Genomic DNA, 20,818 nt, shown 5'->3' with positions numbered 1-20,818 from the left:
GTCATTCTTGGTCCAATTCGACACGTCCAGAAAGGCCCGCCCGCCGTGACCCAGCCGTTCGAACTGCCGTCCTTCTACGTGCCGCACCCGGCACGCCTCAACCCGCATCTGGACGAGGCACGGGCCCACTCCACCGGCTGGGCCCGGGAGATGGGGATGCTGGAGGGGTCGGGGATCTGGGACCAGGCCGACCTGGAGGCCCACGACTACGGACTGCTCTGCGCGTACACCCACCCCGACGCCTCCGCCGAGGCGCTGTCCCTGGTCACCGACTGGTACGTGTGGGTCTTCTTCTTCGACGACCACTTCCTCGACATGTACAAGCGCACCAACGACCGCGGGGCGGGCAAGGCCCACCTCGACCGGCTGCCGCTGTTCATGCCGGCCGACCCGGCCGCCGAGCTGCCGGAACCGGAGAACCCGGTCGAGGCGGGACTGGCCGACCTGTGGCGGCGCACCGTGCCGGTGATGGGTGAGGACTGGCGGCTCCGGTTCGCCGCGAGCACCCGGAACCTGCTCAACGAGTCGCTGTGGGAGCTCGCCAACATCAACGAGGGCCGGGTGGCCAACCCGGTCGAGTACATCGAGATGCGCCGCAAGGTCGGCGGCGCGCCCTGGTCCGCGCAGCTGGTCGAGTACGCGGCCGGTGCCGAGGTGCCGAAGGAGGTGTCGGGTTCGCGGGCGCTGCGGGTGCTGATGGACGCCTTCTCCGACGGGGTGCACCTGCGCAACGACATCTTCTCGTACCAGCGGGAGGTGGAGGACGAGGGCGAGCTGAGCAACGGCATCCTGGTGCTGGAGCGGTTCCTGGAGTGCTCCACCCAGGAGGCCGCCGAGGCGGTCAACGACCTGCTCACCTCGCGGCTGCAGCAGTTCGAGAACACCGTGTTCACCGAACTGCCGGTGCTGTTCGCGGAGACCGGGCTGGACCCGGCGGGCCGTGCCCGGGTGATGGCGTACGTCAAGGGCCTCCAGGACTGGCAGTCCGGCGGGCACGAGTGGCACCTGCGCTCCAGCCGGTACATGAACGGCGGTGGGGCGGCCGCGAGTTCGTCCGGTTCGGCGGCCTCGGGCGGCGAGGTGGCGCCCGGTTCGGGCGGTGGGCTGCCGGGGCTGCCGGGTGGGCCCGGTGGCGGCAACTGGTGGGACCAGTACGCGATCGGCGGCATCGGGACCTCGGCGCTGGACATCCTGCGTAGCACGGCCGCCGGGGCCTCGACGGCCGCGGCGGAGGCGGCAGCGGCGGAGGCGAGCCCGGCGGAGGCGAGCCCAACGGGTGCGGCCGAGGGTGCGGCGGGCCCGGCAGTGCGGCGGGCGCGGTCGCACGGCCACGTGCCGCACCAGGCCGTCGGGCCGTCCCTGCTGCCCGAGTTCGAGCTGCCGTACGAGCTCCGGCTGAGCCCGCACCTGGACGGCGCCCGGGAGCGCGTGATCGAGTGGGCCGGGCGGATGGGGCTGCTGGCGGCGGAGCCGGGCGTCCCCGCGTCCGGCATCTGGGACGCCGAGTCGATGCGCGACTACGACCTCCCGCTCTGCGCGGCCGGCCTCCACCCGGACGCCACCGCCGACCAACTCGACATCGCCTCCGCCTGGTTGGCCTGGGGCACCTGGGCCGACGACTACTACCCCCGGGCCTTCGGACGCACCCGCGACCTGGGCGGCGCCAAGGCCGCCAACGCGCGGCTGTCCCTGTTCATGCCGGTGGACGGCACCCCCGCGCCGGAGCCCGTCAACGCGCTGGAGCGCGGCCTCGCCGACATCTGGGAGCGCACCGCCGGCCCGATGGCCGTCGAGGCCAGGGGCCGGTTCCGGGTGGCCGTCGAGGTGATGCTGGACAGCTGGATCTGGGAGCTGGCCAACCAGATCCAGAACCGGATCCCGGACCCGGTGGACTACCTGGAGATGCGCCGCTCCACCTTCGGCTCCGAGCTCACCACGAGCCTCTCCCGCCTCGGCCACGGGCAGACCGTGCCGCAGGAGGTGTACGACCACGGCTCGATGCGCGCGCTGGAGAACTCCGCGATGGACTACGCGTGCATGATGAACGACCTCTTCTCGTACCAGAAGGAGGTCGAGTACGAGGGCGAGCTGCACAACGCCGTCCTGGTGGTGCAGAACTTCTTCGGCTGCGACTACCCGTCTGGGGTCCGGATCGTCGACGACCTGATGCACTCGCGGCTGGGCCAGTTCCAGCACGTCGCGCAGAAGGAACTCCCGGTCATGTACGAGGACTTCGGGCTGGAGCAGGCGGCCAGGGAACTGCTCGACGGGTACGTGGGGGAGCTGGAGAACTGGCTCGCGGGCATCCTCAACTGGCACGGGGGCTGCCTCCGGTACGGCACGGCCGATTTGGAGCGGCACTTCGGCGCCGAACGGGACCTGGTGGAGGCCTCGCAGGCCCGTCGGGCGGCCACGGCGGCGGCCGCCGAGGCTCCGGCGGCGAGCACCGCCCCGGTGGTTCCGAGCGTGCCGGTGCCCTCGGCGCCCCCGGTGCCGCTCGGGCCGACCGGCCTGGGCACGGCCTCGCTGCGCCTGTCGGCGGGCGGCTGACCTCGGAGGTCCGCACCCGCGCGGGTTCCAGCCCGCGCGGGTGCGGCGCGTCGTGGCTAGGCTGACGAACCGGGGGCCGGCGTGCGCCCTCCCGGCGCGCGCTTCGCCACACACGAGGGCAGAGAGATGGCTGCGCTACCTGAGGGCACACCCTGTTGGGCCGACGCGATGTTCACCGACCTGGAGGGCGCCAAGGCCTTCTACGGCGACGTGCTCGGCTGGACCTTCGGCGAGAGCTCGTCGGAGTTCGGCAACTACACCCAGGCGTACTCGGACGGCAAGGCCGTCGCCGCGGTCGTGCCGCCGATGCCCGGCGCGGAGGCCCAGTCCGCCTGGTGCCTGTACCTGGCCTCACCGGACGCCGGCGCCACCGCGGCGCGGATCCGCGCCAACGGCGGCGAGGTGGTCATGGGGCCGATGCAGGTCGACGACTTCGGCACGCTGGTGATCGCCAGGGACCCGGGCGGCGTGGTGTTCGGCGTCTGGCAGGCCGGGCGGCACGAGGGCTTCGAGAAGCAGGGCGAGCCCGGCGCGTACAGCTGGGCCGAGGTGGTGACCCGCGAGCCCGCGAAGGCGGACGCCTTCTTCCCGGCGGTCTTCCCGTACGGCGTGCAGAAGATGGTGGGCGGGGACTTCGACTACCGGATGTTCCAGGTCGGCGGCCGGCCGGTGCTGGGCCGGATGGGAGCGGAGGGCGACTTCCTGCCGCCCGAGGCCCCCTCGTACATCAGCGTCTACTTCGCGGTGGACGACACCGACGCCGCGATCGGGCGGCTGACGGCGCGCGGCGGCACGGTGTACTTCGGGCCGATGGACAGCCCGTTCGGCCGGTTCGCGGCGGTCGGCGACCCGCAGGGCGCGGCCTTCGGGTTGATCGACCTCGACCGGCGGGTAGGGGAGCAGCCGGAGACGGAGGACGTCTGATGCGTCCGACGGGACGACGAGCGACAGGGGTGGCCGATGGGTGAGCGCGAGGAACTCGTCGAGACGCTGGACAAGCACCGCGGACTGCTGCGGCACACCGTACGGGACCTCACCGACGCGCAGGCGGCCGAGCGCACCACCGTCAGCGAGCTGAGCCTCGGCGGCCTGATCAAGCACGTGGCGGGGGTCGAGGCGCGCTGGGCGCGGTTCATCACCGGCGGTGCGGAGGCGATGCGGAGCGGGGACGCGGGCGCCGCCGACCCGGACGCCTGGGCGGCCCAGTTCCGGATGGCGGAGGGCGACACCCTGGCCGGGCTGCTCGCCGAGTACGAGCGGACGGCGCGCGGAACGGACGAGCTGGTCCGGAGCCTGCCCGACCTCGACGCCGCCCACGACCTGCCGCCCGCGCCCTGGTTCCCGCCGGGCACGGCCTGGTCGGCCCGGCGGGTGCTGCTGCACCTGATCGCCGAGACCGCGCAGCACGCCGGGCACGCGGACATCATCCGGGAGGCGCTGGACGGGGCGAAGTCGATGGGCTGAGCGGGAGCGGCGCCGGGGCGGCCGTCAGGGCAGCTCCACGCCGAGGAGTTCGCGCAGCGCCCGGCCGCCGTCCGGGGTGACCCGGAGGGCCCGGCCGGAGCCGATCCGCTCCACCCAGGCGCGGTCCAGGGCGGCCCGGCAGAGGGCCGCGCCCAGCGCCCCGCCCAGGTGGCCGCGGCGCTCCGTCCAGTCCAGGCAGCTGCGCACCACCGGGCGTCCGCCACGGCGGCCCGCGCCCGGCGGCAGCTCGATCGCCTGCGCGGCCAGCCAGTCCCGGCCGCGTCCGGTGAGGGCCAGCCCGTCCTCCTCGGTGACCAGGCCGCGCGCGAACAGCGCGTCCGACACGGCCACGCCGAGGCGTCCGGCCAGGTGGTCGTAGCAGGTGCGGGCGCGGGCCTCGGCGCTCAGCCGGGTGGCCTCGGTCAGGTTGCGGGGCGCGGTCGCGGGGCCGGGACCGGACTCCGCGAAGACGGTGAGGTCCTCGATCAGCGTGGCCACCGCGGGCGAGGCCAGCCGGACATACCGGTGCCGGCCCTGCCGCTCCTCGGCCAGCAGCCCGCCCGCGATCAGCCGGGACAGGTGCTCGCTGGCCGTGGACGGCGCGACGCGCGCGTGCCGGGCCAGCTCACCGGCCGTCCAGGCGCGGCCGTCGAGCAGGGCGGAGCAGATGGCGGCCCGGGTGGGGTCGGCGAGCAGGGCGGCGAGGGCGGCGAGCGTCATGCCTCCATGGTCGGGGCACGGCGGTGCGTGGACGCCCTGGTGCGGGGGACGGGGCGGTCGCGGCGGCGGGGCCGCGTGGGGGAGCGGAGCCGGGGACATGCCTCCAGAGTCGCCCCGGCACGGTTCGGCCGGGGCCGAAACGACCCGGGGCCACGATGACGGCATGAGCGAAACCACGGTGGTCCCCGGGGCGGCGACCACGACCTTCTCCCGCTACGACGATGTGACGGCGGCCCTGGCCGATCCCGCGCTGGTGCCGCTGCCCGCGGCGGCCCCCGCGCCTGGTGTGCCGGGCGGTGCCCCCGGCACGGTGGCCTGGCTGCGGTCCGCCGTCGCCCGGTTCAGCTCCGGGGAACCGCACGCCCGGCGCCGGGCGCTGGTGCTGGCCGACCTGGAGCGGCTGGACCCGGACCGGCTGCGGGTGGCCGCGGCCGGCGGCTTCGAGTCCGACGTCCGGCTGCGGGTCGTCCGGGTGCTCGCGGCGGAGCTCGGCCTGGCCGACCCGGAGGCCGTGGCGCGGGACGTCGCGACGGTGTCCCGGGCTTACTTCACCGACGCGCCGGCCTGTTCGGCGCTGGACGGCCCGGTGGCGGACCCGGCCGTGGACCCGGCGGTGGACGGCGCGTCGGCCGACCCGGTGGCCGATGCGGCGGTGGCCCGGCTGCTGCCCGCGATGGGGGACCGGGACGAGGAGACCGCCGCGAACCGGATCGGCCTGCTGGTCCAGGCCTGCGACGCCACCGCCGCGCTGGTCGAGGGCGCCCGCCGGCACGAGGACGGGTTGGCCGGCGTGCTGCGCACGGACCCGCCGGTCCGGACGATGCGGCGGATCGCCGTCCGGGCGACCGAGGTCGGCGGGGTCGCGGTGCCGGTCGGGACGCGGGTCCTGCTCGACATCGCCGCCGCCCAGGCCGGGGCGCCGGCCGGGGTCGCGCTCACCTTCGGCGCCCCGCCCCGGAGTTGCCCGGGCCGCTCGCAGGCCCTGGTGATCGCCGAGGGCATCCTGTACGGCGCCTCCGATCCGGCGGACACCGGGACGCCGCCGTCGACCCCGGACCTCGACAAGGCCGAACTGGCCGCCCTGGTGCCGGAGATGGTCACGTACGTGCTCGCCCTGGCGGTCGGCTGGACGGCCTGGGACGGCCGTCCGATCGTCAACACCGACGGCCGAACCTACGCGCCGCACAAGGCCGTTCGCCGCATCACCGACCATCTCGTCGACCACCTCGCCGAGGTGGAGGCCCGGCTGGTCGGCGAACCGACCGAGCCCGACCGCTGGCACGCCTCCAACGCCACCACCCCGGCCGACCTGGCGCCGTTCACCACCGCCGACCTGGACGAGGCCCGCAGCCGGCTGACCCGGCTGGCCGGGATCTGGTCCCGGCGGGTCGCGGCGCTGCCGGACGAACGGCTGGACGACTCCCCGGGGACGGGCTGGAGCTTCCGGCAGATCGTCTGCCACGTCTCCGAGGCCGGGTACTACTACGCGGACTCGGTCGGGAGCCTGGCGGGTGCGAGGGGCGGCGCCGCGGATCCGGCGTGGGTCGCCGACGGCCCGACGTGTGCGACCGACAGTCCGGCGGACCCGTCCGGACACCGTGCGAACGAGCCGATGGAGACGACCCGATGACCCCCTTCGCCGCCCTGCACCACCGCCCCGGGCGCCCGCTGCTGCTCCCCAACGCCTGGGACCACGCCTCGGCCGTCGCCCTCGCCGCCCAGGGCCACCCCGCGATCGGCACCACCAGCCTGGGTGTGGCGGCCGTCGCCGGCCTCCCCGACGGCGCCGCCGCCACCCGCGCGGAGACCGTACGGCTGGCGCGCCGGCTCGGGCGCGACGGCTTCCTGCTCAGCGTCGACGCGGAGTCCGGGTTCAGCGACGACCCGGACGAAGTCGCCGAGCTGGCCGTTGAGTTGGTCGAGGCCGGCGCGGTCGGCATCAACCTGGAGGACGGCCGGGCGGACGGCACGCTGGCCCCGTCCGCCCGCCACGCCGCGAAGATCGCCGCGGTGAAGGCGGCCGCCCCGGAGCTGTTCGTCAACGCCCGTACCGACACCTACTGGTGTGGGCAGGACGCCCCCGAGGCGGAGACGCTCCGCCGCCTGGACGCCTACCAACAGGCGGGCGCGGACGGCGTGTTCGTCCCCGGGCTGACCGGTCCGGCGGCGATCGGCCGGCTGGTCGGCGCGCTCGCCGTCCCGCTCAACATCCTCTGGACGCCGACCGGCCCGGGCCTCGCCGAGCTGGCCGCGCTCGGGGTGGCCCGGGTCAGCCTCGGGTCGCTGCTGTACCGCGCGGCACTGGCGGCGGCGGTGGCCACGGCGGCGGCCGTCGCGGCGGGGGAGCCGGTCGGTCCGGTGCCGGGGTACGCGGAGGTGCAGGCGCTCAGCGGGAGCTGAGCCGCGCGGTCGGGGCGGCGCCGGGCCGGGCGGCCGGGACGGCGCTGTACCGTGCGGCCGGGCGGGAGGCGGCACGTCGGGCGGGGGCGGCCCCCGGAGGGCTCAGTGCTGTCCGCGGGCCGTCCTGGCCGCTTCGATCCCGTCCAGGATGACGTTGACGCCCCGGGCGAAGGTGCTGTCCCGGCCTCCGGCGACCTCGTCCGGAACCGAGGTGGTGTACAGCCGGTGCAGCCGCGGGAAGTCCTTGGTGGCCTCCGTGACGACGGGCAGCAGCTGGTTCATCCACTCCTGCTCGTCCTGGCCGCTGCGGGCCAGCGCGGCCAGCCAGGCGGCTTCCACGCAGGCGGTCCCGATGGTGTAGCCCATGACCGCGTTCATCGCGTCGTTCGCCTCGACGATCTCGAAGCCGGCCGCCTCCAGGACGTCCAACAGGGCTTCGGAGAGCCGCATCCAGTTGGGGCCGAGGTAGATCATCCCGACGTCTCCGATCACCCCGACCATCCACGGGTGGCGGATGATGGCCGTGCGCATGCTCTCGGCGCACTCCGCGATCTTCGCGCGCCAGACCTTCGGCTCCTCGGACCCCTCGGCCGAGGGGTGCGGGAGGGTGCCGAAGACCTGGTCGACGACCAGGGCGAGCAGCTCGTCCTTGTTGGCGACGTGGGTGTAGAGCGAGGTGGCGCCGGCGTTCAGCCGGGCGGCGAGCTTGCGCATGCTCAGCGCCTCGATGCCGCCGGAGTCCAGCAGCGCGAAGGCCTCGGCGACGATCTGTTCGCGGCTGAGGGCGGGCTGTTCCCGCCGTCGCTCGGGGCGGTTCCACGGCATGGGGATGCCCGGGGTCGTGCCGTCCTCTGTCCTGGCCGCCATCGGGCCCTCCTCACCAATCGTCCGGATCCGGTCCGGTTCGGCGCTGCTCGCCACGGGTTGATACGAACAGTGTACGGCGCGACGAACAGCGTGCGGAGATCGAACGGTGTGCGGCGTTGCGAACAGTGTGCGGTGTCCGTACAGTGTTCGGAGCGGCGCACACCGTTCCCCTGGGGACGGAGGACGGTGTGCCCGCGACGACTTCCGCGCGGCTCCGGCGTCACAGCCCGGCCCGCGCGCCCGTTCCGACGCTCGACGCCCGAGCTCGGAACCCGACGCTCGAAGCCCGAAGTTCGAAGGGGGAAACGCCGTGGAACGTCATCCGCAGCGCTGGCTCATCCTGGTCGTGCTCTGTCTCAGCAGCCTGGTGCTGGTGATCGACAACATGGTGCTCACGGTGTCCATCCCGCCGATCGCGGAGGACCTCAAGGCCGGGGCGCAGGACATCCAGTGGATCATCGACTCGTACATCCTGGTCTTCGCCGGCCTGCTGCTCACCTCCGGCAGCCTCTCCGACCGCTTCGGACGACGGAAGGTGATGATCGTCGGGCTGGCGCTGTTCGGCGCCGCCTCACTGGTCGCGGCGTACGCCGGCAGCCCCGGTGAGCTGATAGCCGGGCGCGTCCTGATGGGCGTCGGCGGCGCGCTGGTCATGCCGAGCACGCTCTCCATCCTGATCACCGTCTTCGACGACGAGGAGCGCCCGAAGGCGATCGCCGCGTGGACCGCGGTGGCCATGGTCGGCCTGGTCGGCGGTCCGGTGCTGGGCGGCGCGCTGATCGCGCACTTCTGGTGGGGCGCGGTCTTCCTGCTCAACGTGCCGATCGCGGCCGTCGCCATCGTCGCCGCGGTGCTGCTGATGCCGGAGTCCAAGGGACCGTGGCGCCGCCCCGACCTGCTCGGCATGGTGCTGTCGATGGTCGGCATGACGGCGTTGGTGTGGTCGATCATCGTGCTGCCCCAGGACGGCTTCACCAGCGTGAGCACCCTCGGCGCACTCGCCCTCGCGGTGGCCTCGCTGGTCGGCTTCGCCGTCCGGCAGGTCCGCACCGACTCGCCGATGGTCCCGATCAAGCTGTTTCGCAACCGGGTCTTCACCGGCGCCAGCTTCTCGCTCATCCTGCTGACCTTCGCGACCGGCGGGCTGATGCTGGTCCTCACCCAGTACCTCCAGTTCGTGCTGGAGTTCTCGCCCACCGACACCGGCCTCGCCTTCATCCCGCTGGCCATCGCCTCGCTGGTGTTCAACGCGCTGGGCGCGGTGCTCGGCAAGAAGGTCCCGGCGCGGGTGTTCACCTCGATCGGCATGCTGATCATCGCGGGCGGCTTCGGACTGCTCGCCACCCTCTCGGTCGGGGACGGCTTCACCAAGGTCTCCCTGGCCATGCTGGTGCTCGGCATCGGCTCCGGCCTCGCCATGCCGGCCGCCTCCAACGCGCTGATGAGCGCCATCCCCAGTGAGCACGCCGGCGTCGGCTCCGCGCTCAACGACACCATCCAGCAGTCCGGTGCGGCGCTCGGCGTGGCCATCCTCGGCACCGTGCTCTCCAGCACCTACACCGGCGCGATGCCCGCGGCCGCCCCCGCCGCCGCCCGCCACGACATCACCGGCGCGCTCGCGGTGGCCGGCTCCACCGGGGACGGCGGCCTGGTCGCGGCCGCCCGGGAGGCGTTCAACACCGCCACCTCCACCACCTTCACGGCGGGCGGCATCGCGGTCGTCGCGGCGGCGGCGCTCACCCTGGTGCTGATGCGCGACGGCCGGAAGACCGCCGGTACGGGGGCCGAGCCCCCGGCGGTGCCGGAGGCCGAGCCGGTCGCCTGACCGGCCCTTCTCCCCGGGCAGATCGCCCCGGCCGCCTCGTGCGGCCGGGGCCGTCGGCGTCCGCCCGCCGTCCTGCAGCCGTCTGCCCGCCCGCCGGGTCCCTGCGGGGCGCGTAGCCTCGGATCATGGAACCGTCCACCTCGTACCAGGAACGCGCGTGCCGGCTGCCCGGCGCGGTCCTGTGGACGAAGCCGGCCCTCGGGCGTACGGGCGGGCATGCGCGTGCCGGGCATACGGGCGCCGCGCGGGCCGGGCTCGTCCTGCCCGACGGCTGCATGGACCTGCTGTGGACGGAGGGCCGGCTGCTGGTCGCCGGACCGGACACCCGCGCCTTCCACCCCGGCCCCGGACTGCGCGGCCCCTGGGCGGGCGTACGCTTCCGGCCCGGCGCCGCCCCCGCCCTGCTCGGCGTCCCCGCACACGAACTGCGGGACCGCCGCGTCGAGTTGGCCGACCTGCGGCCAGCCGCCGAGGTCCGGCGGCTGACCGGACACATCGACGCGGCCCCCGACCCGGCCGTCGCCCTGGAGGCCCTGGCCCTGCGGCTGTCCGCCGACGCCCAGCCCGAGGACCGCCTGATCCGGGCCGTGGCCGCCTCGCTCGCCGCCGGCCGCTCCGTCGCCGCGACGGCTGAGACGGTCGGCCTCGGCGCCCGCCAACTGCACCGCCGCTCCCTGGCCGCCTTCGGCTACGGGCCCAAGACCCTCGCCCGGATCCTGCGCCTCCAGCGCGCCCTGGCCCTCGCCCGCTCCGGCGTCCCGCAGGCCGAGACGGCGGCCCGGACCGGCTACGCGGACCAGGCCCACCTGGCCCGCGACGTACGGGAGTTGGCGGGCCTGCCGCTGACCGCGCTGCTCTCCTCCTAGGGCCTGTCCTCGAGCGGCGCGAGCAGGTCCACCCCGTTGCCGTCCGGATCGTGCACCACGGCGTACCGCTGCCCCCAGAAGGCGTCCCACGGCTCCAACTCCCCGTGGTACCCGGCGCCGGTCAACTCCCCGTACACCGCGTCCACCTGCGCGGGACTCGCGCAGCGGAACGCCAGCGCGGACCGGCTACCGCCGCTCGGCGGCCGCCAGGCGGGATGGAACGACCGGATGGTGGCCTCGGAATCGAGCACCAGAAGCGGCCCGCCCGGCACCTCGCCCTCGACGTGCGGGTCCCCCTCCGCCCCCTCGGGAAACCCCACCCCCAGCCGCCGGTAGAAGCCGACCGAGGCGGCCACATCCGCAACGGCCAGCCCGACGAACGCGAACTGCGGTACACCTGTGCTGTTCATGCCCCCACGCTAGGCACCCCCGCCCCACCCGGTCTTGAACGAATCGGACACCGGCCGGCCGGGGCCCGGCTACGAGGGCATCACCCCGTGGATGCGGGAGAGGGTGAAGACCCGTTCGGCGTCGCGCAGGTGGCACCAGGCGTGGAGGTAGGGCGCGTCGAGTTCGAGGCGGCTCAGGGTGCGGACGGTCGTGTTGCCCGAGGTGGCGGTGTACTCGACGGTGATCGGCTGCTTCTCGTTGACGGCGTGGGCCAGTTGGCGGACGTCGGTGAAGGACAGGTTGCGCGCGTACCCGGCGATGATCTCCTCGGTGTCGCTGGCGTAGGGGCGGCCGTCGTCGGGGTCGGGCTCCGGAGCCTCCTGCGGGGCCACCAGTAGCCGGGCGGCGACGGCTGCCAGGTCGGTGGCGGTCCGGGCGCCCGCGACGTGGACGGCCTTCCGCCGCGTGCCGGCGGGTCGGCGCGGGGTCGGGAGCGGGTTCGTTGCCCGGTGTCGCCGGGTCCGCTCGATGCGGACGGATCCGTCCTGCTCCTCGGCGACGGGGGCGTAGCCCGCCGACCGCAGGGCCGCGAGCGTCTCGTCCGGTGAGGTCCGGCTGATCAGCACCGTCGGTGCCAACTGCCGTAGGCCGAGCGGGGCGAGCCTGCGGTGGGCGGCCAGTTCGGCGAGGAGGGCGGGCTCCGCGCCGTGGATCACGCAGGCCGCGGAGACGACGCGCACCCGGCCGTGGCCGCGCGCGGTGTCGCGGATCAGGTACGCGAGCGGTTGTGGCAGCGGTTCCGTGGTGGTGGTGGCGGCGGTGGCGACGGCGACGGCGGCGAGGTCGGCCGTCAGCGTGTCGGCGGTGTGGCCGGCGTCGAGGGCGCGGCGGACGCTGTCCGGGCTGAACCGCCACACCGACGCCGTACCGGTGGCCTCCCGGTCGGCGACGGAGTCCAGCAGGGTGACGAGGGGCGTCGAGGGCGTGCCGGCGACCACGGCCGTGAGATCGCTGCCGAAGCGGGCGGACCCGGTGGAGGCGGGCAGCAGCCGTCGACAGGCGGCGGCCACCGCGTCCGGGCCGTCGGCGTCCAGGGCCGCCCCGAGCGGGGACAGGGCGCCGAGGGCGAGGACGCCGAGCAGCTCCGATTCGCCGACCAGGGTGGCGAACGGGCTGGCGTCCTGGGCGAGTTGGTCGACGAGCGGGCGCTGCCACGCGATCAGCGCCCCCAGGTCCGCCGGGTCGGTCGCCCCCTCACCCGCCGGGAGCCGCGCCGCGGACGCGAGCAGTCCGTGCCGGGCCTGGACGCAGCCCCCGCGGGGCGGGGCTCCGGCGAGGGCGGGCAGTGCCTTCCCCTCCTCGTCGCGGCTCCCGCCGGGGGTCAGCGGCAGTGTCCACCAGGCGCGGAGGAGCACGGCGAGCCGGTCGGCGGGTTCCCCCTCCGCCCAGCCGTCGTAGGCCTCGGTCGCCGCGACCCGGTCGCCGTCCCGGGCCAGCAGCCCGGCCGCGGCGGCCGACTCCAGCGCGATGCGCACCACGGTGTCGTCGCACTTCGCGGCCTTGCCGAGCCGGGACAGCTCGCGGGCTCCGATCCCGCCGGACTTCAGCCGGGCCGGGGGAGCGGCGGCGCACGCCGCGAGGACGGAGGAGGCGTGGGCGGCGAACGCCATCGCCGCGGCGGCGGCCTCCCGGTCGACCGCCGATCCGGTGACGGGCCGCGTCCGGACCGCGGGCGGGACGGGCGTGAACGGGGCGTGCCAGCCGGTGCCGCGCAGCGCGAGGGCCACCTCCGAGGGCATCCGGTCAGGCCCGTACCAGCGCCCGTCCCGGATCAGCAACCCCCGTTCCAGCGCCCACCGTTCGCCCGGCCCGGGATCCGGCCGCGGGAGGCCGTACAGGATGCGGGCCGACCGCTCCGGTGCCTGCCGCGCACGTTGCTCCAGGAGTTTCCGAGTAGCCGCGGGGGCCTTGGCGACCAGCGCGGTGACCCGGTCCGGATCGCCGTGGTGGTCGATCAGCGCGGCCAGCCGCTTCTGCTTGGTACCCGTCGACGTGATGCCGACGGCGGCGAGCATGCGGCCCAGATCGGTGGAGGTCGTGTCCGCGAGCAGCCGTGCCAGTGGCGCGTCCAACCCGAGGGGTGCGGCCCACACCTGCCGCAGCGGCGCCGCCACGTGCAGCCGCCCGTCGCCGCCCGGCCACACCAGCGCGCGATCGGCCAACTCCCGTAGTACCGCTTCCAGTTGGTGAGCGAGCTCCCCGTCCGTCGCGTCGAGGAGGTTCGCCAGTACGTCCCGGGCGGCAGGCGCCAGCGCGGCGGCGCCCTCCGCCACCTGGAGCTCGGGCAGCGTGAGTCGGGGGATCGCCAGCGCGACCGAGGCCGGGCGCTGGAGCCGGTCCGCCAGTTCGCCGACCGATCGCGGCTCCGGCTCCACCGCGGCGTCCGGGCGCGAGGCCAGGACCCGTACGACCTGTGCCGCGTCGGCGCCGCGCAGCCACGCGACCAGGGTCGATCCACTTGTCTTGCCGATGGGGAACACCTCACCACAGAGGACGGACGCCGTCCCAGGTCGGAACCGGCCGGGGCTCAAGCATGGCAAACACGGTGTGCCGGCGGGCGGTTCGGGCCGCACGGCGAAGCGACCGGCGGGCGGTTCGGGAGACAGCGAGGGCCCGGGCCGCGGTCGGTGGTCGCGGTCCGGGCCCTCGGGGGCGGGAGCGTACGGGAGCAGCACCCGCGGCAGGGCGGTCAGTGCAGGACGTTCAAGGAGTTGGTGGCGTCGTCGACGAAGTACACGGCGTCGCGGTCGAGGTCGACCGCGAGCCCGAACAGGGCGCCGGCGCCGGGCGGGGTGCCGCTGTCGTCGAGCGTGCGGACGGCGACCTGGTCGCCGGCGGGGGTGGTCTCGACCAGGTTGCCGTCGCCGGAGTTCACCGTGAGGACGTCGCCGCCGGGGGCGACGGCCAGGCCGAGCGGCCCGTTGAGGTTGCCGCCGGTGCTGACGGTGGTACCGGTGCCGGCGTCGGAGACGCGGTGGACGGCGTCGGGGATCGCGGCGATCCGGTTGGCGAGGGTGTCCGCCACGTAGAGCGTGTCGTCGTGGCCCAGGCCGACGCCGGTCGGGCCGATCACCAGGGCGGCCGGGTCGGTGCGCTGGCCGAAGCCCGAACCGATCCGGGTGGTCGCGATCCGCTGCGGCGGCGCGCCGCCCGGCCGGCGCAGGGTGATCCGCAGGACGGTGCCCTGGTCGACCTCGGCCCCGCCGCCCGCGACCGTGCCGTTCAGCAGGTTGGTCACGAACAGCTCGTCGCGGTCGCCGGAGCTGACGGCCGTCATGTCCCACGGGCCGTTGATGCCGTCGCCCGCGATGGTCTCGCGGACCGTTCCGTTGCTGTCCAGCACCAGCAGGCAGCCGGCCTGGACGGTGGCGGAGGTGCCGTCCGTGGTGGGCGTGCTGCCGACCAGGACCCAGCCGCCCGGCAGGACGGTCAGCGCCGTCGAGAGCCCGACTCCGCCGGGGCACGGCCCGGGCAGGTGCGCCGGGTCGATCTGGGCGAACGTGCTGACGGCGCCGTCCGGACTCACCTGGACCAGGGTGGTCCCGGTGCCCTGCTGGTTCTGCGCGTTGTTGAAGTTGCTGATCAGGACGTTGCCGCGGTGCAGCCTGCCCGTGCTGTGCCGGATCACGAACGTGCCGTACGGGTTCACGTCCCCGTTCGCGGGCACGGTCGAGGCGACCGGGGACACGGTGTTCAGCGGCCCGAGGAACGGTGCTCGGCCGACGGCGCCCCCCGCCGCCGTGGCGCCGAGCACCACCACGGCGGCGGCGACCACGCCGGCCTGCCCCCAGAACCTCATGCGCGAAGAGTGAAGTCTCATAACGCGAAGTTATGTCGCGGTCGAATCGCCTGGCGCGCGGAGTTCACCCAGCGGGGTCCCGCGAGGACGCCAGGGGTCCGGATCCGCCTCGCCCGGGAGGGCGCCGCTAGGAGAGCGCCGCGAAGCCGGTGCAGAGCAGGCGGACGCTCCGGGTGAACTTCTCGTCCTGGCCCACGCGCGGGATCAACGGGCCCATGAGCAGGGGGAACCGCTCGCACAGCTCGGCGTACTGCTCCGCGGTGACGGGCGGTGGCGCCGCCGGCTGGTTCTGCTCCTGGAGCACGAAGCCGGTGACGTGGCTGAGCAGGGTGTCGGCGGCGATGCCGCAGTGCTCGGCGGGGAGGCCGGCGTCGAGGAGGGTGCGCAGCAGGCGTTCCATCAGGGAGAGGGCACCGGGGCTGAGCACGCCGGGGCTCTCGGCGAGGAGCTGGGCGCCGCCGGGGTGCTGTCTGAGGCTCAGGCGCAGGGCGGCGGCCTGGGCCTCGACGCGGTCCTGCCAGGTGGCGGTGGGCGGGAGGGCGGCGAGGGCCTCGGTGCCGGCGTCGTACGCGCTGCGGCAGACCCGGTCGGCCATCAGGGCGAGCAACTCGTCCTTGCCGCGCACGTGGTAGTAGAGGCTGCCCGCGTGAGCGTCCAGGCGGTCGGCGACCTGGCGCATGGACAGGTTCTGGTAGCCGACCTCCGCGAAGACGGCCATGCCCGCATCGACGATGCGCTCCTTGGTGAGCTTCATGCGGTCCACCGTACAACGTTTTCCAACACTGTTCGAAAACTGTGCTAGCTTGGCGTCATCAGGTTTTCGAACGGCGTTGGAAAACGTCGGAACCGGGGGGAGCCAGACATGGGAGCGATCGTCTTCAACGTGACCACGGCCGCGCTGATGGTCATGATGGTCAACTGCGGGCTCGGCGTCGTCGGCCGCGACACCCTGCGCGGACGGCCGCTCCCATGGACGGCGGTCGCCCTGACCGCGCTCGCCGTCGGCGGCGTCCTGCTCCAGCTGCTCTGGTCCGGCGCCATGGACGCGCTCGACGCGGACCCCGCCAAGTCCGGCTGGTGGCGCGAGCTCACCTCGGTGTTCATGCAGAACGGCGGCCTCTTCGGCGGCCTGTGGAACCTCGTCACCCTCGCCGCCGTCGCCGCCCTCGCCCAGTGGTACTGGGGCGGCCCGCTCACCCTCGGCTTCTTCCTCGCCGGCATCCTGCTGCCCGGCCGCGTCGACAGCCTGCTCGGCCTCGGCGGCGGCCCCAGCACCGACCCCCGCAACTTCGCCGGCAGCTCCGGCGCCACCTACTTCCTCGGCGCCACCCTCGCCCTGGCCTTCCTCACCCGCACCCGCCTCCCCAAGGAGCTCGCCCTGGCGGCCGGCGTCCCCGCCCTCGGCCTCGCCATGTGGATCGCCCAGGAGAACGGCCACGGACTCGTCTCCGTCTACGGCTTCGCCCTCGCGGCAGCCGCCTGGGCCGTCCGCCGCCGACTCCGCCCGGCCGGCGCGTCCCACCCGGCCCCCGGCCGGGCGGCCTGACCCGCGGCCCTCCGGCGTCTGTCCGGTGCCCACTCGCGGCACGACGGCAAGCGGCGCACGACTGCGACCCCGAGGAACGCCGAAGGCCCGGACCGCTCAGCGGTCCGGGCCTTCGGCCAGGCGGAGGAGATTCGAACTCGCGAGTGGTTGCTCCGATACGCTGTCCAGCTCTCCTCGGCAGTGCCCGTCCGGGACCGGGCGAGTCCTGACCGGCCTTGCGCGCTGTCGGCGCCCGCGCGTCGGGCCGCGCCTCGAGCGCTTGCAGATTCGCGTCAGACGGCGCCGCGCCGTCGTGGTGACCTACGTCGCCGGCGCCACGGAGTGGACAGCAGACCGACCACCACCAGCAGGACCGCGGCGACCGCCATCAGGTTCGCGGCCGTGTCGCCGGGCGCGCCCCTGCTCCAGTCCCACCACTGCGGATCGGCGCTGCTGCCGAAATAACTCAGCGGAAAGACCGTCGCGAGGGGCAGGACCCAGCCGAGGGCCCAGCCCATGCAGAGGCCGGAGAGCACGGCGATCCCGAGCCAGACCACCAGGGCCCGTACCGCCACCACACCGACCGCCACGCCACCGTGCCTGCCCTCCAGCACACCGACCACCACCCCGGACAGCACTGCGGCGGTGATGAGGTGGAGTGCCCGCATCCGCTGCAGCGACCCGGCCGCCACGGCCTCGAGGCCCTCCATCGGACCGTGAAGGCTGCTGACTGCCAACGCCGCGTAAGCGAGTGGTAGTTCACGGCGGAACGGCACGTCCACATCGCCCGTCCGGGCCGTTGGAAGTACCAGTCCGATCGATCCCCACATGGCCTCCATCACCGCGAGCGCCAGCAGGCTCAGCGCCAGCACGTGCAGGCGGCGACTGCGCGCATAGCGCAGTGCGTGGGCGAACCGGAGGTACCTTCCACCCGAATGGCGGGGCTCATGCACAGGGCATCTCCCGCAGGACGCTCAGGCGTTCATTCACCCAGGAGATCTGCTCGGCCTGCGGCGCACCTGCCAGCTGGTCGATCGAGGCCGTGTCGAGGCCCGGCGGGCCACCGTGAACGTCGTCCGGCTGCGGCCCGCCCGTGATGGTCACGTTCAGCCACCTCCCGAGCTCCCACGAGGCCTTCACCATGCGTTCGGTGTTCGCCTCCGTCAGGTTCTTGCACCGTGGAGGGGCAGTCGCGCTGAGGATCTGAATCGAGATGCTCTCGGCCACGGTCCACACCGAGCCCTCACTGATGGGGAAGTCCGTGTACTGGTGGGCCGGTCCGCGCAGCCCTTGTTCGTAGAAGGTGTCGGGCACGACGAACAGTCCGGCGGGCAGCAGGGCGATCCGGTCCGATAGCGAGGCGAGCTTCGGAAGGTATTTGCGCTCCTCGGGCCAGATGCACAGCTTCGGCGTTGTGGTGGTGCACAGCGGCTGCGCGGGCGCGCTCCGTGACACCTGCACCCTGCCCGCCTGCGGTGCCGCTGCCACCAGTGCCACCAAGAGGGCGCCGAAGCCGACTGCGGCGAGGCCTGACCGTGCCTGGAACAGGACCGACCGTCGAGCCTGCCACCAGTCCGGCAGTGTCAATGCCAGTCCTGCCGCCGCCAGCGCGAGCCCCACACGAAGTGCGACCGCGGCCGGCGCAGCCTGCGCCTGAGGGCTCCCGGAGAGCACGAAGAGCCCGAAGGCGTGTGGGCTGCCGACCCACGCGAGGACAGCCAGGCTGCCGAGGCCGGCCACCGAGGGTGCAAGGAAGGTGGAACGAATCGTCTTGCCCACCAGTTGTCCTGCGGCAGCGCACCCGGTCATCACGGTCAGGCCGATGACCAGATATCCCGGCCACAGGAATCCGGGACCCGCCTCCGACCAGCTGACGGCGGCCGCGACCAGGGCTCCGCACGCGTACACAGCGGTGCCGTACACCAGGGTTGCGGTCAGCAGGAGCAGCTCGGGCAGGAAGCGGGGCCTGGTCGACGTGGGGGTGGCGGGCATCGCGCCGCCGCGGCCCTCGCGGCCGGCCGCCCAAGCCGCAGCCGCGGCCAGCGCGGGGCCGAAGTAGAAGGAGGGTACCTGGGCGGCGACGCTGGTTTCGGGCCAAACCCCGATCCAGGACCGACTCCGGCCGAAGAGGGCGGCGAGGTCGATCAGCAGGAGTGCCGGCAGCCACCAACGCAGCGGGGAGCGACGCAGTTCCATGAGCAGGACGCGGATCATGCGCCGACCTCACTCCGTAGCACGGCCATGTAACCGCGTTCGAACTCACTGTCCCCGGGCGCATCCGCGCTGGCCTGGCCCGCCAGATCTTCGGGGGTGCCGTCGTACACGAAACGGCCGTCCTGCATCACCACGACGCGGTCGCACACCGCGGCCACGTCCTCCACCAGGTGGGTGGAGAGCACGATCGCGGTGTCCGGCAGCGACCGCAGCAGGGTGCGGAACTCCAGACGCTGGGCGGGGTCGAGGCCGACCGTGGGTTCATCGAGGAGCAGCACCGCGGGCTCGCCCACGACGGCGGCGGCGATGCCCGCCCGGCGCAGCATGCCTCCGGAGAGCGACTTCATCTTGGCGCCGGCCCGGTCGGCCAGCCCGACGGCTTCGATGGCTCGTCTGGTGGCGTCGCGGGCCTCGCCGCGCGCGACGCCGCGCAGCCAGGCGCAGTACTCCACGAAGTCCTGCACCGTGAATGACGGGTAGAAGCCGAAGTCCTGTGGAAGGTAGCCGACCTGACGGCGAACCACGCGGGCTTCGCGTTCGCTGGTCACCGTCGTCCCGGATACGGTGACGCTGCCCGAGCGCGGCGGCGTCGCGGTGGCCAGGGTGCGGAGCAGGGTGCTCTTGCCCGCGCCATTCGGGCCGAGCAGTCCCAGCACCCCCTGGTGTACCGCGAGGTCGATTCCTGACAGTACGGTGCGGCTGCCGTATCCCTGAATCACTGATGACAAGCTGGCGATGGGCGCCATGTTCGCCTTCCACGTACGGGAAGGGCGCTCCCGGCACACCGGGAGCGCCCACGGTTCACTGACGGCGCGACCCGGACCGGGGCCCGCTCCGCGCCGGTTCGACTCAGCCGCCGGAGTACTCCACCCACGAGCTGTTGATCTTGAAGGTGCAGTCGTACTGACCGAAGCCGCCGATGTTGGCGTTCTTGTAGAAGTAGCTCCAGCCGCTGGAGCCATCGGGCTCGAGGTTGCAGTCGGCCGAGACTCGGAAGTTGCCGTCGGCCGTGACGGGGTAGCAGTGCCCGTTGGTCCCCGTGGTTCCCCAGGTGCTGTAGCATCCATTCGTCTTGCCACTGGTGCCGCTGGCGCTGGCCAGCGGGGCCACACCGAGGGCCACAACGGTGGCCAGGCCTGCGACCGCAGCCACCTTGGTCGCCAGGCTGTGAGCCCGTGCGGGCGCGCCGAAGAGCTTCGCCATCAGTTTCCTCCTGAGCTGGGATGCGATGGTGGCGAGGAGGGGCCCCGGTGTGACAGCACTGGGGCCCGATCGCCTTGAGCGGGAGAAGTGCTGACGCGGAACTCTTGATGCGCATGTGACGTCTTCCCCCGGCTCAGATTCTGACAGTGCCTCAAGAGCGGCCGCAAGAGCGGTCGATCGGCACCGTCGGGATGCCTATGAGCGAGTCGCTCTGTGTGACGACATGAAGTTCGCATCGGAGCTATATGAAGCTCACTTGTCCAGGTTGATCACTCATCGGCATGCTCGTTGTGTCACGTAACAGTTGCGTAACGTGGTGTCATGAACTCCGTTGAATGGGCCGTGAAGCCCTCTCGAATGGGTGTACGCCTCGTCCACTTGATGTGATGAAGCGTCATATACGTTGCTGTGTACCAATTGGGGACAAGGTCCCGAGCGTGAGTGCGCCGAGCAGTTCTGCCTCCCGGGTCGGGGTGGCGAACGGTGTGGCGTCCTGGGGGAGTTCGTCGACAAGAGGGCAGATCCACACGAGTAGCACTCCCGGGTCCGCGGAGTTTGCTGCGTCTTCCTTGCCTGAGGGGCGGTTGAGATGGTCGGCAGCGAAGGCCAGGCGCTCCGAGGTGTGGACTGAGAGGTCGGTCTCCTTGGGGAAGTGCCGCCGTAGCAGGCCGTTCGTGTTCTCGTCGGAGTCGGCGTTGCCAAGGGCCGGCCATGTCGCAGAAGTAGATCGGGGTTGTCGGCGGCGAGGGTGAACTCCCGGTGGCGGTCCATCTCGCCGCCCTGATCTCAGGTCAGGGGTCAGGGACAGCCTCAGCTGTGTCGGAAGAGTTCGGGCAGTGGTCATCTGGCGTCACGGACGGCCTCGGCGTCATGGTCGCCGGTCGGGAGCTGTGCCCGCTGACCGTGGCGTAGCCGCTCCGGGCTCCACTTCTCGT

18 protein-coding genes are annotated in these 20,818 nt (G+C 73.5%); 8 read left to right on the top strand and 10 right to left on the bottom strand.

Annotation, left to right across the window (positions count from 1 at the left end; translation table 11 throughout):
• Nucleotides 1-45 precede the first annotated feature (45 nt).
• The 3 genes from ACLWS4_RS09085 (at nucleotide 46) to ACLWS4_RS09075 (ending at nucleotide 4,014) form a co-directional block, all read left to right on the top strand.
• Complete coding sequence (locus ACLWS4_RS09085) at nucleotides 46-2,550, top strand: terpene synthase family protein (RefSeq protein WP_416873737.1); 2,505 nt, start codon at nucleotides 46-48, stop codon at nucleotides 2,548-2,550.
• Nucleotides 2,551-2,676: 126 nt separating this feature from the next.
• Entirely contained in the window at nucleotides 2,677-3,474 is a 798-nt protein-coding gene (locus ACLWS4_RS09080) for a VOC family protein (RefSeq protein ID WP_416873736.1), read from the top strand.
• A gap of 36 nt (nucleotides 3,475-3,510) precedes the next feature.
• Nucleotides 3,511-4,014, top strand: a complete 504-nt coding sequence (locus ACLWS4_RS09075; RefSeq protein ID WP_049660190.1) for a DinB family protein — start codon at nucleotides 3,511-3,513, stop codon at nucleotides 4,012-4,014.
• A gap of 24 nt (nucleotides 4,015-4,038) precedes the next feature.
• Here ACLWS4_RS09075 and ACLWS4_RS09070 read toward each other — a convergent pair whose 3' ends face one another.
• Nucleotides 4,039-4,734: an ArsR/SmtB family transcription factor gene (locus ACLWS4_RS09070; protein ID WP_074001816.1), complete on the bottom strand. Its 696-nt coding sequence runs from the start codon at nucleotides 4,732-4,734 to the stop codon at nucleotides 4,039-4,041.
• 163 nt (nucleotides 4,735-4,897) lie between these two features.
• Here ACLWS4_RS09070 and ACLWS4_RS09065 point away from each other — a divergent pair, with 163 nt between their 5' ends.
• Together ACLWS4_RS09065 and ACLWS4_RS09060 are read left to right on the top strand one after the other, a co-directional pair.
• A complete protein-coding gene (locus ACLWS4_RS09065; protein WP_416873735.1) occupies nucleotides 4,898-6,364 on the top strand; it encodes a hypothetical protein in 1,467 nt (488 codons plus the stop codon).
• Nucleotides 6,361-7,134: an isocitrate lyase/PEP mutase family protein gene (locus ACLWS4_RS09060; RefSeq protein WP_416873734.1), complete on the top strand. Its 774-nt coding sequence runs from the start codon at nucleotides 6,361-6,363 to the stop codon at nucleotides 7,132-7,134. The genes ACLWS4_RS09065 and ACLWS4_RS09060 overlap by 4 nt, the downstream gene beginning before the upstream one ends.
• A 102-nt stretch (nucleotides 7,135-7,236) precedes the next feature.
• On the opposite strand, the gene ACLWS4_RS09055 is transcribed toward ACLWS4_RS09060, so the two are convergent.
• Nucleotides 7,237-8,001 (bottom strand): TetR/AcrR family transcriptional regulator C-terminal domain-containing protein, encoded by a 765-nt coding sequence (locus tag ACLWS4_RS09055; protein WP_416873733.1) that lies wholly within the window; start codon nucleotides 7,999-8,001, stop codon nucleotides 7,237-7,239.
• Between the two features lie 310 nt (nucleotides 8,002-8,311).
• Here ACLWS4_RS09055 and ACLWS4_RS09050 point away from each other — a divergent pair, with 310 nt between their 5' ends.
• Nucleotides 8,312-9,826, top strand: a complete 1,515-nt coding sequence (locus tag ACLWS4_RS09050) for an MFS transporter (RefSeq protein ID WP_074001812.1) — start codon at nucleotides 8,312-8,314, stop codon at nucleotides 9,824-9,826.
• A gap of 125 nt (nucleotides 9,827-9,951) precedes the next feature.
• Nucleotides 9,952-10,692, top strand: a complete 741-nt coding sequence (locus ACLWS4_RS09045; RefSeq protein WP_416873732.1) for a helix-turn-helix domain-containing protein — start codon at nucleotides 9,952-9,954, stop codon at nucleotides 10,690-10,692.
• Here ACLWS4_RS09045 and ACLWS4_RS09040 read toward each other — a convergent pair.
• The 4 genes from ACLWS4_RS09040 to ACLWS4_RS09025 form a co-directional block, all read right to left on the bottom strand.
• The gene (locus tag ACLWS4_RS09040; protein ID WP_416873731.1) at nucleotides 10,689-11,102 is read right to left on the bottom strand and encodes a VOC family protein; all 414 of its coding nucleotides are present in this window, start codon (nucleotides 11,100-11,102) and stop codon (nucleotides 10,689-10,691) included. The genes ACLWS4_RS09045 and ACLWS4_RS09040 overlap by 4 nt on opposite strands.
• 69 nt (nucleotides 11,103-11,171) lie before the next feature.
• Nucleotides 11,172-13,622 (bottom strand): helicase C-terminal domain-containing protein, encoded by a 2,451-nt coding sequence (locus tag ACLWS4_RS09035; protein ID WP_416873730.1) that lies wholly within the window; start codon nucleotides 13,620-13,622, stop codon nucleotides 11,172-11,174.
• A 209-nt stretch (nucleotides 13,623-13,831) separates the two neighbouring features.
• Entirely contained in the window at nucleotides 13,832-14,941 is a 1,110-nt protein-coding gene (locus ACLWS4_RS09030) for a hypothetical protein (RefSeq protein ID WP_416873729.1), read from the bottom strand.
• Between the two features lie 127 nt (nucleotides 14,942-15,068).
• Nucleotides 15,069-15,695, bottom strand: coding sequence for a TetR/AcrR family transcriptional regulator (locus tag ACLWS4_RS09025; RefSeq protein ID WP_416873728.1), 627 nt, complete (start codon nucleotides 15,693-15,695; stop codon nucleotides 15,069-15,071).
• A 108-nt stretch (nucleotides 15,696-15,803) separates the two neighbouring features.
• On the opposite strand from ACLWS4_RS09025, the gene ACLWS4_RS09020 reads away from it, so the two are divergent.
• Nucleotides 15,804-16,487, top strand: coding sequence for a hypothetical protein (locus tag ACLWS4_RS09020; protein WP_387973487.1), 684 nt, complete (start codon nucleotides 15,804-15,806; stop codon nucleotides 16,485-16,487).
• Between the two features lie 272 nt (nucleotides 16,488-16,759).
• On the opposite strand, the gene ACLWS4_RS09015 is transcribed toward ACLWS4_RS09020, so the two are convergent.
• The 4 genes from ACLWS4_RS09015 to ACLWS4_RS09000 all read right to left on the bottom strand — a co-directional run bounded on the left by ACLWS4_RS09015 (nucleotide 16,760) and on the right by ACLWS4_RS09000 (nucleotide 19,883).
• Nucleotides 16,760-17,176 carry a hypothetical protein gene (locus ACLWS4_RS09015; protein WP_416873727.1) on the bottom strand — a complete coding sequence of 139 codons (417 nt, stop codon included), beginning with the start codon at nucleotides 17,174-17,176 and terminating at the stop codon, nucleotides 16,760-16,762.
• Between the two features lie 235 nt (nucleotides 17,177-17,411).
• The gene (locus tag ACLWS4_RS09010) at nucleotides 17,412-18,680 is read right to left on the bottom strand and encodes a hypothetical protein (protein ID WP_416873726.1); all 1,269 of its coding nucleotides are present in this window, start codon (nucleotides 18,678-18,680) and stop codon (nucleotides 17,412-17,414) included.
• The gene (locus tag ACLWS4_RS09005) at nucleotides 18,677-19,426 is read right to left on the bottom strand and encodes an ABC transporter ATP-binding protein (protein ID WP_375876716.1); all 750 of its coding nucleotides are present in this window, start codon (nucleotides 19,424-19,426) and stop codon (nucleotides 18,677-18,679) included. The genes ACLWS4_RS09010 and ACLWS4_RS09005 overlap by 4 nt, the downstream gene beginning before the upstream one ends.
• 103 nt (nucleotides 19,427-19,529) lie before the next feature.
• Nucleotides 19,530-19,883 (bottom strand): hypothetical protein, encoded by a 354-nt coding sequence (locus tag ACLWS4_RS09000; RefSeq protein ID WP_049652311.1) that lies wholly within the window; start codon nucleotides 19,881-19,883, stop codon nucleotides 19,530-19,532.
• Nucleotides 19,884-20,818 lie beyond the last annotated feature (935 nt).

The organism is Kitasatospora sp. SC0581 (assembly GCF_048159585.1).
Taxonomy (GTDB): domain Bacteria; phylum Actinomycetota; class Actinomycetes; order Streptomycetales; family Streptomycetaceae; genus Kitasatospora.
Note: the sequence above shows the minus strand (reverse complement) of the source record. Positions and strands in the feature narration are given on the sequence as shown.

Bases quoted from the DNA above. Each gene is read 5' to 3' on its own strand.
- ACLWS4_RS09005 (WP_375876716.1), bottom strand. From the start codon at position 19,426: ATGGCGCCCATCGCCAGCTTGTCATCAGTGATTCAGGGATACGGCAGC.
- ACLWS4_RS09040 (WP_416873731.1), bottom strand. From the start codon at position 11,102: ATGAACAGCACAGGTGTACCGCAGTTCGCGTTCGTCGGGCTGGCCGTT.
- ACLWS4_RS09030 (WP_416873729.1), bottom strand. From the start codon at position 14,941: ATGAGGTTCTGGGGGCAGGCCGGCGTGGTCGCCGCCGCCGTGGTGGTG.
- ACLWS4_RS09080 (WP_416873736.1), top strand. From the start codon at position 2,677: ATGGCTGCGCTACCTGAGGGCACACCCTGTTGGGCCGACGCGATGTTC.
- ACLWS4_RS09015 (WP_416873727.1), bottom strand. From the start codon at position 17,176: ATGGAGGGCCTCGAGGCCGTGGCGGCCGGGTCGCTGCAGCGGATGCGG.
- ACLWS4_RS09055 (WP_416873733.1), bottom strand. From the start codon at position 8,001: ATGGCGGCCAGGACAGAGGACGGCACGACCCCGGGCATCCCCATGCCG.
- ACLWS4_RS09045 (WP_416873732.1), top strand. From the start codon at position 9,952: ATGGAACCGTCCACCTCGTACCAGGAACGCGCGTGCCGGCTGCCCGGC.
- ACLWS4_RS09020 (WP_387973487.1), top strand. From the start codon at position 15,804: ATGGGAGCGATCGTCTTCAACGTGACCACGGCCGCGCTGATGGTCATG.
- ACLWS4_RS09000 (WP_049652311.1), bottom strand. From the start codon at position 19,883: ATGGCGAAGCTCTTCGGCGCGCCCGCACGGGCTCACAGCCTGGCGACC.
- ACLWS4_RS09010 (WP_416873726.1), bottom strand. From the start codon at position 18,680: ATGATCCGCGTCCTGCTCATGGAACTGCGTCGCTCCCCGCTGCGTTGG.
- ACLWS4_RS09075 (WP_049660190.1), top strand. From the start codon at position 3,511: ATGGGTGAGCGCGAGGAACTCGTCGAGACGCTGGACAAGCACCGCGGA.
- ACLWS4_RS09070 (WP_074001816.1), bottom strand. From the start codon at position 4,734: ATGACGCTCGCCGCCCTCGCCGCCCTGCTCGCCGACCCCACCCGGGCC.
- ACLWS4_RS09025 (WP_416873728.1), bottom strand. From the start codon at position 15,695: ATGAAGCTCACCAAGGAGCGCATCGTCGATGCGGGCATGGCCGTCTTC.
- ACLWS4_RS09060 (WP_416873734.1), top strand. From the start codon at position 6,361: ATGACCCCCTTCGCCGCCCTGCACCACCGCCCCGGGCGCCCGCTGCTG.
- ACLWS4_RS09065 (WP_416873735.1), top strand. From the start codon at position 4,898: ATGAGCGAAACCACGGTGGTCCCCGGGGCGGCGACCACGACCTTCTCC.